This window comes from Desulfovibrio sp. (genome assembly GCF_035644575.1).
GTDB lineage: Bacteria > Desulfobacterota > Desulfovibrionia > Desulfovibrionales > Desulfovibrionaceae > Desulfovibrio.
Map to the genome: position 1 here is coordinate 1 of NZ_DASQOG010000089.1, position 10,441 is coordinate 10,441.

At 59.1% G+C, this 10,441-nt stretch carries 9 protein-coding genes; 4 read left to right on the plus strand and 5 right to left on the minus strand.

Annotation, left to right across the window (positions count from 1 at the left end; all coding sequences use genetic code 11):
* Positions 1-22: 22 nt before the first annotated feature.
* The 4 genes from VEZ52_RS04760 to VEZ52_RS04775 all read left to right on the plus strand — a co-directional run bounded on the left by VEZ52_RS04760 (position 23) and on the right by VEZ52_RS04775 (position 4,654).
* Complete coding sequence (locus tag VEZ52_RS04760) at positions 23-1,381, plus strand: glycosyltransferase family 4 protein (protein WP_324835767.1); 1,359 nt, start codon at positions 23-25, stop codon at positions 1,379-1,381.
* A complete protein-coding gene (gene asnB / locus VEZ52_RS04765) occupies positions 1,369-3,285 on the plus strand; it encodes an asparagine synthase (glutamine-hydrolyzing) (RefSeq protein ID WP_324835768.1) in 1,917 nt (638 codons plus the stop codon). Before VEZ52_RS04760 ends, asnB begins: the two co-directional genes overlap by 13 nt.
* A gap of 91 nt (positions 3,286-3,376) precedes the next feature.
* Positions 3,377-4,237: a zinc metalloprotease HtpX gene (locus VEZ52_RS04770; RefSeq protein WP_324835769.1), complete on the plus strand. Its 861-nt coding sequence runs from the start codon at positions 3,377-3,379 to the stop codon at positions 4,235-4,237.
* A gap of 21 nt (positions 4,238-4,258) precedes the next feature.
* Positions 4,259-4,654, plus strand: coding sequence for a DVU_2496 family lipoprotein (locus VEZ52_RS04775; protein ID WP_324835770.1), 396 nt, complete (start codon positions 4,259-4,261; stop codon positions 4,652-4,654).
* An 80-nt stretch (positions 4,655-4,734) separates the two neighbouring features.
* Here VEZ52_RS04775 and VEZ52_RS04780 read toward each other — a convergent pair whose 3' ends face one another.
* From VEZ52_RS04780 to rpsL, 5 genes are all read right to left on the minus strand, one after another.
* Positions 4,735-5,598: a class I SAM-dependent methyltransferase gene (locus VEZ52_RS04780; protein ID WP_324835771.1), complete on the minus strand. Its 864-nt coding sequence runs from the start codon at positions 5,596-5,598 to the stop codon at positions 4,735-4,737.
* Between the two features lie 265 nt (positions 5,599-5,863).
* Positions 5,864-7,051 carry a bifunctional glutamate N-acetyltransferase/amino-acid acetyltransferase ArgJ gene (gene argJ, locus VEZ52_RS04785; RefSeq protein WP_324835772.1) on the minus strand — a complete coding sequence of 396 codons (1,188 nt, stop codon included), beginning with the start codon at positions 7,049-7,051 and terminating at the stop codon, positions 5,864-5,866.
* 222 nt (positions 7,052-7,273) lie between these two features.
* Positions 7,274-9,352, minus strand: a complete 2,079-nt coding sequence (gene fusA, locus VEZ52_RS04790) for an elongation factor G (protein WP_324835773.1) — start codon at positions 9,350-9,352, stop codon at positions 7,274-7,276.
* A 102-nt stretch (positions 9,353-9,454) separates the two neighbouring features.
* Positions 9,455-9,925 carry a 30S ribosomal protein S7 gene (gene rpsG, locus VEZ52_RS04795; RefSeq protein WP_192112713.1) on the minus strand — a complete coding sequence of 157 codons (471 nt, stop codon included), beginning with the start codon at positions 9,923-9,925 and terminating at the stop codon, positions 9,455-9,457.
* 110 nt (positions 9,926-10,035) lie between these two features.
* Positions 10,036-10,407: a 30S ribosomal protein S12 gene (gene rpsL, locus VEZ52_RS04800; RefSeq protein WP_008683436.1), complete on the minus strand. Its 372-nt coding sequence runs from the start codon at positions 10,405-10,407 to the stop codon at positions 10,036-10,038.
* Between the last annotated feature and the right edge of the window lie 34 nt (positions 10,408-10,441).

A 10,441-nucleotide genomic window follows, 5' to 3' on the forward strand; every position in this document is an offset into this window, starting at 1 on the left:
CCCGCCGCATTTGGAGACAACCATGACGGAAACCAGCACCAAGGCCTCCCGCCCCGTATTCAAGACGGGCCTGCCGCACGTGGCCTATGTTCTGCTGTGGTATCCGCTGTTTACACAGCCCTTTATCTTCAGGGAAGTGGAGGGCCTCAAGGGGCTGCTGCCGCTTTCCGTATACAGCCTTTACGGCCCCAACCTGCGCCACTGTTCCAACGAGATGCGGGCCGTGGCCGGAGAAACGCACACCTACGGCATGCGCGCTCTGGGGCGTGTGCTGGGGGAATGCTTTCGGCAAATAACGCTGCATCCGCTGCGCTCCGGACGCCTTTTCCGCAGGGTCCTGTTCCGCCGCTGGCGCAGCTGGGAAACCCTGGGTGAAAACCTTTGGGCATTCTGCGCCGGCGTATACCTGGGCCGTCTGTTCAGCGAAGCCGGCATAGACATGGTCTACGCTCCCTGGCCCCGAGGAACGGCCACAGCAGCCTGGGTTGCCTCGCAGATCGCCGGATTGCCCTTTGCCACAGCCGCGCGCGGCGATAATCTGGAGCCAGCAGACTCGGACCTCGGCGACAAGCTGACCGCAGCTTTCTTTGTCCGTGCCAACAACGAGGCGGATAAGAAACGTATCGAGGTTTTTGCCACGGGGCAGGCCAAGGGCAAAGTGGAGCTGATCTACAACAGCCTTACCTTGCCGCCCTTGCCAAAAACTGAAGCAACTACAAGCGTTGCCGCACCCAAGACACAGGAACATGCCCAGACACAGCAGCCCATGGAGCGCCCCGTGCGTCTTCTGGCTCTGGGGCGGTTTGACGTTACCAAGGGTTTTGACGTGCTGATCAAGGCCTGCGCAATCCTGCGCGACAGGGGCGTGGATTTCAGGCTTACCCTTGCGGGCGGCGGCGGCGCGGTTATGGGTCTAGGGCGTATGGAAGCAGAAATACTGCGCCTGCGCGAGGAGCTGCGGCTTGAAGACCGCGTGCTGCTGCCCGGCATCATTTCGCACAACGAGCTGCCGCACATTCTGGCCGAGCACGACATTTTTGCAGCGCCCTGCGTAGTGCACGAATCTGGCCGCCGCGATGGCATTCCAAACACGGTTATTGAGGCCTTGGCCTACGGCCTGCCCGTTGTGAGCACCACGGTCAATGCCCTGCCCGAAGTGGTGATCAACGGCAAAACCGGCCTTGCCGTGCCGCCCAATGATCCCGTGGCTCTAGCCGATGCCCTGCAATGCCTTGCCGATGATGACGCCCTGGCTCAGGAACTGGCGCGCAATGGCAAGCAGCTTGCGGCGGATATGTTTGACCCGACCCGCAACAATCGGCGTTTGGCTGATATTTTCATCAAACATTACACGATCTGGAAGCAAAAATGTGCGGTATAGCGGGCATTTGCCAAGTTGACGCCTCGCCCCTCACTCCCGAAGCCGGGCAGTGGGTCAAGGCCATGACCGATCGCATGTCCCATCGCGGCCCCGACGGTGAGGGACAGTGGAGCAGCGGCCCGGTATGCCTTGGGCACAGGCGGCTCTCCATCATCGATCTTTCCGGCGGCGGTCAGCCCATGCACAGCGCCGATGGTCAGATGACCGTCACCTTCAACGGTGAAATATACAATTATGCAGAGCTCAAGGAACAGTTGACCGCCTTGGGCGGACAATTCCAGACCAGTTCCGACACGGAAGTCATTCTTGAGGGCTACCGCATATGGGGGCCGGACTGCCTGGCCCGCTTTGACGGCATGTTTGCCTTTGCCCTGTGGGACAACCAGCAGCGCCGTCTGTTCTGCGCCCGCGACCGCTTTGGCAAAAAGCCGTTTTTCTACACCGTGCAGCAGGGCAGGCTGTATTTTGCCTCCGAACTGACCGGGATCGAGCAGTTGCGCCATCTGAGCCTGACCATGAACCCGCAGGCCGTTATGCGCTATCTGGCCTACGAATACGTCCCTACGCCGCACAGCGTCTACACAGAGGTGCAGAGCCTGCCGCCTTCGCACATGCTGCTGCTGCAGGACGGCAACCTGAGCATTTCCCGCTACTGGGATATGCCCATGCCAGATGAATCCGACAAACGCAGCGACAATGAACTTTGCGAAGAACTGCGTTTTCTGCTCTCACGGGCGGTGCGCCGCCGCATGGTCAGTGATGTGCCGCTGGGCGTCTTTCTTTCCGGCGGCATTGATTCTTCCATTGTAGCGGGGCTTATGGCCCGCCAGTCTTCCACCGCCATCAAGACATTTTCCATCGGCTTCAGCGAGGCCAGTTACGATGAGTCGCGCTATGCCCGTATCGTGGCCAAGGCCTTTGCCACTGACCACCATGAACGCGTGCTTTCCGCCGAGGAATGCGCGGATACGCTGCCCGGCATCATCAGCCGCATGGACGTGCCCATGGCGGATGCGTCCGTGGCTCCCACTTGGCTGCTTTCCGGCGTCACGCGCGAAAAGGTCACCGTGGCCCTTGGCGGCGATGGCGCAGACGAACTTTGGGCAGGCTACGAACATTACATCGGCTTCAAGGTTGCCCAGTGGTACAATGCGGCCCCCTCAGCGCTGCGCAAGGGTATCATAGAACCGCTCGCGCAATTGCTGCCCTCCTCTGCGGGATACATCAACCCCCGTCTGGCCGTTGCCACATTCCTGCGGGCAGCGCATGCCCCGGCATGGCAGCGCGTGCAGACCATGCTCACGGCCTTTACCCCCGACATGCAGGAGTCCATTCTGGATAGCGGTTTCAAGGCGCAACAGCCCGGCTTTCTGGCTCCCGAAGTTCTCTTTGCCCCCACGCGCGAACACTATGACCACTGGCTGCCGCAAAACGCCGCTACGCCGCTTGCCCGCGCTTTCCATGTGTATGCCCGCCAGTTCATGCTTGATGATATTCTGGTCAAGGTTGACCGCTGCTCCATGCTGCACAGCCTGGAGGTTCGCGCGCCGTTCCTTGACAAGGACGCGGCGGAGTTCGCAGCACGCCTGCCCGTGAGCAGAAAACTGCACGGATTCAAGCGCAAGTGGCTGCTCAAAAAGGCTTTTGCCGAACTGCTGCCCGATGAAATCCTGTACCGCAACAAACGCGGTTTCCAGATTCCAGTGGCGCAGTGGCTGCGTGGCCGCATGCGGCCCCTCATGGAAGATCTGCTGAGCGAATCCGCCCTGAAGGCGCAGGGCATATTCAACTATCAGGCGGTTCGCGCCCTCATGGACGAGCATGTCTCCGGCAGGGCCGACCTGCGCAAGCCTCTCTGGACGTTGCTGGTCTTCCAGCTGTGGTGGCGGGCTCGCCATCCCTGAGTCAGTCCCGCTTGCCACCATCAACAGAGTGCTTATAATCAAAGAAGCATGCGGAAAACCCGCAGCTTAATTCTGCTTGAGAGGAAAATGCATGACCAGCCAGATCAAGACTGTTCTTCTGCTCGCCCTGCTTTCCGCCATTATAATCATGCTTGGCGGCCTGATGGGTGGACGCACAGGCGTTATTTTTGCCTTTGGCCTAGCCCTGCTCATGAACGTGGGCAGTTACTGGTATTCTGACAAGATAGTGCTCTCCATGTACCGCGCGCGCGAGCTTGCACCGGAAGAAGCCCCCTACCTGCACAAAATTGTGGAAGAACTCGCCCGCAACGCGGGTATTCCCAAGCCGCGCATCTGCGTTGTGCCTGAAGAAGCTCCCAATGCTTTTGCCACGGGGCGCAATCCGGAAAATGCCGTTGTTGCCGTCACGGACGGCATCATGCGCCTGCTCTCGCCCGAAGAACTGCGCGGTGTGCTGGCGCACGAAATCGGGCACATCGTCAACCGCGACATTCTTATTCAGACCATTGCGGGCGTTATGGGTTCCGCCATTGTGACCCTTGCCAACATCTTTCAGTTTACGGCCATTTTTGGCGGCAACCGGGACGAAGAAGGCGGCGGAACCAACCCCATTGCCGCCATTGCTCTGGCTCTGCTGGCGCCCATGGCTGCCGGGCTTATCCAGATGGCTATTTCGCGCTCGCGCGAGTATCTGGCGGACGACACGGGCGCCGCGCTTTGCGGTCAGCCCCTGGCCCTTGCCGGTGCGCTGAACAAGCTGGGCATGGCCAGCGGGCAGATCCCCATGCAGGAAGGCAACCCCAGCACGGAACAGATGTTCATTGTGACCCCCATGTACGCTCATGGCGGCATGGCAAGCCTCTTCAGCACCCATCCGCCCTTGGAAGAACGCATTCGCCGTCTGCGCGAAATGGCAGCTTCCGGGCGCTGAAAACCACAGCCCATGAGGTAGATGATGCACGCACGCCTTGTTTGCGCCGCCCTGCTGAGCCTTGCGCTGATAGCCTGTAACAAGGCCCAGCCAACGCAGGACACTGCGCCCCTTCCTCCGGTCGAGCCCTGCCCCTTTGTGTACGTCTACGCCCCCGGCAACTACATTGTAGATATTGCCAGCGGGTCACAGGTGATACTTGACCCCGGCGTACAGGAGTTCGACCTGTTCTGCTCGCCGGGCGAAGCACGGGCGGCTGTGAATGAAGCCGTGCGGCTCGGTGTTCTGACCGAGGGCGACTGGCGCATCTACCGACTTGAAGGTTCCATGGAAGAGATTGGCCAGAGGCAGCGCAACAACCAGCATACCCTCACCCGCATGACTCAGATTGTGGACTGGGTGGCTGAAGGTTTCTAACTGCCGCATATGAATGAAATGTAAAAGCTCCGGACATGGAAAATGCCCGGAGCTTTTTTGTCTGTGCTGGCAATATGGACTCAGTTTTTACGAAATACCATGGTCATCATATTGCCCCAGAATGGCGGCGACATTCCTTCCGGCTCTTCCCCCCTGTTTCTGGCTTCAATGGCCCTGGACAGGGTCTGAATGTCCCTGGGCGGGTCAGCGTAAGGTGTTTCCTCATAAAAGAAGGTCTGCCCCGCTGTGGCACAGTCCTGCGCAGCAAACTCTGCCGCCAGCGACTGCGGCGTGTAGCCCACGCAATCACATGGGGTCAAACTGAAGCGGAATCTGTTGCGGTACACCTGATGGCAAAACGCTTCCATGTTGGGTTGCGCGGTCACGTACACGTGGCCGCCGGGTGCCAGCAGGGATGCCGCCTTGCTGAAAAAGCCGCGCGGCGCATGCACATACTGCAATACGCCGCGAAAAATAATCAGGTCGTAACCAGGGGCTATGTCCAGATCCGGAAAATATCCCTCCTGAACAGGATACCTCTGCGCGGCTTTCAAGGCCGCTTCATGCCCAAATTCCACACCGCTGCACTCGTGCCCGGCAGCTGCGAACCAGTCCAGAAACAGGCCATCCGCACAGCCCACATCCAGCACTTTGGCCCCTGGTTTCAGAAACTGCGCGATATACGCATAGTCCACCGCGTACATGCGCTGCCGCAGGGCGCACTCCTCCTGCACTGCACTATGTTCACGGTTTTGATAGTCCTGCCAGTAGGCCGACAAGCCCTCGGGGTTAAGGCGATGGTCGCAATAGTACCCGCCGCAAGCGCACTTTTGCGCCATCACTCCCCCGCCAACCTCATAGACAGCCTGTCTCTGTCTGCTGCCACAGACAGGACAGGCGTCAACATTTTCCAGATAGCGCTGTTCAAAAAACTCTTCTTCCATAATTCCCTCCGCATAAACACTAAAACTCCTCTGCCCTGCCTGTCCAGCATGTCTGCATGAACTGGAGGCAGAAATTATGGCATGCAGAAAAATCATATCTGCAAGCAGCATGGAGGAAGTAATAGCATGGACGCATCCTTTCATATCAGCAAGTATCTGTGAAAATGCAGGAAGATACAGCAAAAAACCCCGCAACGCACAGGCAAGACCTGATGCGGCGCGGGGTTTGATAAGGTCAATGACAGTGAAAACTGGTTGTAAAACCTTAGGAACGGTAGTCGGAGTTCAGGGTCACATACTCATGACCAAGGTCGGAAGCCTGGAAATTGTAGAACCCGGAACCACCGCCCAGATCGATCTCCACCTGCACGTCCTTGGCCTTGAGCAATTCGGCCAGGGCGTCTTCCTTGTCTTCATTGACAGGGCAGCCCAGACGGAAGCGCTCAATGCCGCACAGCTTCATGCTGACCTTGGCAGGGTCAAACTTTGCGCCGCTGTAGCCAACAGCCGTAACGATGCGGCCCCAGTTGGCATCGCCGCCGTAGATGGCGGTTTTAACCAGCTGTGAATGCCCCACGCTGCGCGCCACGGTGCGGGCATCGTCATCACTGGCGGCGCCGGTCACGGTGATGTGGATAACCTTGCTGGCTCCTTCACCATCCATAACCAGCATATGCGACACAGTGCCCAGAATGTCGGTAAGCGCTTCTTCCAGCAGTGCCAGATCGGCCGCACTTTCAGCGGCAACGCCAGACGCGCCGTTGGCAAGACCCAGAATGGTGTCGTTGGTGGAGGTATCACCGTCAACGCTCACCCGGTTGAAGGTTTTTTCCACGGCACGGCCAAACATGGCCTGCCAGGGATCGCGCGCCACCTTGGCGTCTGTAAGCGCCACGCAGAGCATGGTTGCCATATTGGGGCAGATCATGCCCGCGCCCTTGGCCATCACGGTAAGGCGCACAGTGCCGCCTGCAAGCGTAACCTCGCGCATGGAAAATTTGGGAAAGGCATCCGTGGTCATAAAGGCGCGGGTAAAGCCCTCCGCATCGCGGGTGCCGATATTGCTGACTAATTTTGGCACTGCATCAAGCCACAGATCCATCTTGAGATGCGCGCCCACAACGCCTGTGGAAAGGGGCAAAATTTCATCGGCCTCAAGCCCGGTAAGGCCAGCCACCATAGCCTGCGTGGCGCGGCAGTTGGCAAGGCCTTCGTCGCCGGTGCAGGCGTTGGCCTGACCGGAATTTGCCAGAACAGCACGCGCTGTGCCCCGGCTTGCCAGTATTTCCTGGCAGGCCAGCACAGGAGCGGCCTTGAACAGGTTCTGGGTGAACATGCCCGCCAGCACGGCGGTTGTGTCTGAAACAATAATGCCAAGGTCGTCCCGGCCAGCCTTTTTGAAATTGGCAGCCGCAGCCCCAGCCCTGAAACCCTTTGGCAGATCGTCCTGCATCACCTACTCCATCACATCGTTGACTGTGCCGTGATGCCCCAGCAGAATGCGAAGCTTCACGCAATATAGCAAATCCAAGTTTCCGTTACAGCAGAATGCCCTTTTCCGGCCCTGCCAACAACAGCTAATTTCGGTACCCGCCACAAGCAAGGCGGGGGAGAAAGCTCACTGCTTCCTCCCCCGCCGTATAAAGCCCCGAGCGGCTAGGCCGCCAGGCTCAGATTATGTACGGCTCTTCTGGATTTCTTCAGCAATGGCCTGGGGCACGCGTTCGTAGTGATCGAACTGCATGGTGAAGGTGGCGCGGCCCTGAGTGCGCGAACGCAGGTCAGTGGCATAGCCGAACATGGCGGAAAGCGGCACCTGAGCGCGCACGCTCTGTGCGCCGCCAGCGCGGGCTTCCATGCTCTGCACACGGCCACGGCGGCCATTGAGGTCGCCCATGACGTCGCCGAGGTATTCTTCAGGCGTAACCACTTCCACGTCCATGATGGGTTCGAGCAGCACAGGGGTAGCCTTGCGCATGCCGTCCTTGATGGCCATGGAGCCAGCCACGTAGAAGGCCTGTTCCGAGGAGTCGACTTCGTGGTACGAACCGAACACCAGGGTAACCTTCACGTCCACCACGGGGAAGCCAGCGAGCACGCCGGACTTCAGAGCATCGTTGATACCCTTGTCCACAGCGGGGATGTATTCCTTGGGAATGACACCGCCGGTGATGGAGTTGACGAACTGGTAGCCGTTGCCGGGGTTGGGTTCAACCTCGATAACAACGTGACCGTACTGACCGCGACCACCAGACTGCTTGGCGTACTTGAGGTCCGACTTGGCAGGCTTGGAGATGGTTTCGCGGTAGGCGACCTGGGGCTTGCCCACGTTGGCGTTCACGCCGAATTCGCGGGTGAGGCGGTCAACAATGATTTCCAGATGCAGTTCGCCCATACCGGCGATCAGGGTCTGGTTGGTTTCATCGTCGCCCTTCACGCGGAACGAGGGATCTTCCTTGGCCAGCTTGTTCAGAGCGGCGGAAAGAGCGTCGCGGTCGGCCTTGGTCTTGGGCTCGATGGCAACTTCGATAACCGGATCAGGAATGTTCAGCGATTCCAGAATGACTTCGCGCTTTTCGTCGCACAGGGTGTCGCCGGTGGAGGCGTTTTTCAGACCCACCAGAGCCACGATGTCGCCAGCGCCAGCCCATTTCACGTCTTCACGCTTGTTGGCATGCATCTTCAGGATGCGGCCAATGCGTTCGCGCTTGCCGGTGTTGGCGTTGTACACGGTCATGCCGGATTCAAGGAAACCGGAATAAATACGGAAGAAGGACAAGTGACCGATGAAGGGGTCGGAGAAGAGCTTGAACACCAGGCCGGCAAGGGGTTCCTTGTCGTCGCAATGGCATTCCACAATCTCTTCGGCCTTGCCGGCAATGTGGCCGGGCATGGGCGGGATGTCCACCGGGGAAGGCAGGTAGTCCACCACGGCGTCCAGCAGGGGCTGCACACCCATGTTGCGGAAGGCGGAACCCAGCAGCACCGGCACGATGTTGCGGGCAATGGTGGCCTTGCGGATGCAGGTGATGATTTCTTCTTCGGTAAGAGTCTCGCCGCCAAGGTACTTTTCGAGCAGGGCTTCGTCTTCCTCTGCCACGGCTTCCAGCATCTCGTGATGCTTTTCGTCGTAAAGATCCTTCATGTCGGCAGGCACGTCTTCAACGCTGAATTCCGCGCCCTTGGAGCTCTTGTCAAAACGGATGGCATGCCCGCGCACCAGATCCACCACGCCTTCAAACTTGTCTTCGCTGCCGATGGGCAACTGCAACGGCACGGCCTTGGCGCCAAGGCGGTCGTGAATCATGTCCACGCAACGGAAGAAGTTGGCGCCGATACGGTCCATCTTGTTCACAAAGCAGATGCGGGGAACATTGTAGCGGTCAGCCTGACGCCACACGGTTTCAGACTGGGGTTCCACGCCGGCAACGGCGTCGAACACGCACACGGCACCGTCGAGCACGCGCAGCGAACGTTCCACTTCAATGGTGAAGTCAACGTGGCCGGGGGTGTCGATGATGTTGACGCGGCAGTCTTTCCAGAAGCAGGTGGTGGCGGCAGAAGTAATGGTAATGCCGCGTTCCTGTTCCTGCTCCATCCAGTCCATGGTGGAGGCGCCGTCGTGCGTTTCGCCGATCTTGTGGTTAACGCCGGTGTAGAAAAGAATGCGTTCGGTGGTGGTAGTCTTGCCTGCGTCAATATGGGCCATAATGCCGATATTGCGCTGTTTGTTTACAGCAACGGTGCGGGACACGGTGTTTCCTCCATACTGCGGATGCGGTGTGGTGCAAAGCCGACGCCGCTTCCTTGCGGACGCGGCGTCGGGCTGAATTCAGATAAAAAACGGAAGGCCCTCTTACCAGCGGTAGTGAGCGAAAGCCTTGTTCGCGTCGGCCATACGGTGCGTGTCTTCACGCTTTTTCACCGCGCCGCCGCGACCGTTGAAAGCATCCAGCAGTTCGGCGGAAAGTTTGGCAGTCATGCCTTTTTCACCGCGCGAACGGGCATAGTTGATAAGCCAGCGGATCGACAGGGAAACCTGACGTTCCGGGCGCACTTCCATGGGCACCTGGTAGGTGGCGCCGCCAACGCGGCGGGCCTTGACTTCCATGTGGGGCTTCACGTTGTCCAGGGCCTTTTCAAAGGCGCGCATGGGTTCTTCGCCCGTCTTTTCAGCCAGGGTCTCAAGGGAGCTGTAGAAAATCTTTTCGGCTGCACCCTTCTTGCCGTCGAACATAAGCCTGTTCACAAACTTGGTGACAAGGCGGCTGGAGTACAACGGATCGGGCAGCACTTCCCTCTTGGGAATAGGACCTTTACGGGGCATGGGGTTTCTCCTTCATGCTTGTTTTGCGGCGGCACCAAACCCCGCGGCGACCGGCGCTCCCCGAGGGAAGCAGCCAGGCGGGCCGCATGGCACGCGCCGAAAGAATAAAACTACTTGGGACGCTTGGCGCCGTACTTGGAACGGCTCTTGCGACGGTCGGCCACGCCGGACGTATCAAGGGTACCGCGCACGATGTGGTAACGGACACCGGGCAAGTCTTTTACACGACCGCCGCGGATGATGACCACGGAGTGTTCCTGAAGGTTGTGGCCTTCGCCGGGGATGTAGGCCGTAACTTCAATGCCGTTGGTCAGGCGCACACGGGCGACCTTACGCAGAGCCGAGTTAGGCTTTTTCGGGGTGGTGGTGTAAACGCGGGTGCAAACGCCACGGCGCTGCGGGCAAGCCTGCAGGGCGGGGGTCTTCTTGCGCTTCACCACGGCCTTCCGCTCGATGCGGATAAGCTGGTTAATCGTGGGCATTATTTCCCTCCATATGGGATATTGCGCTCAAAAA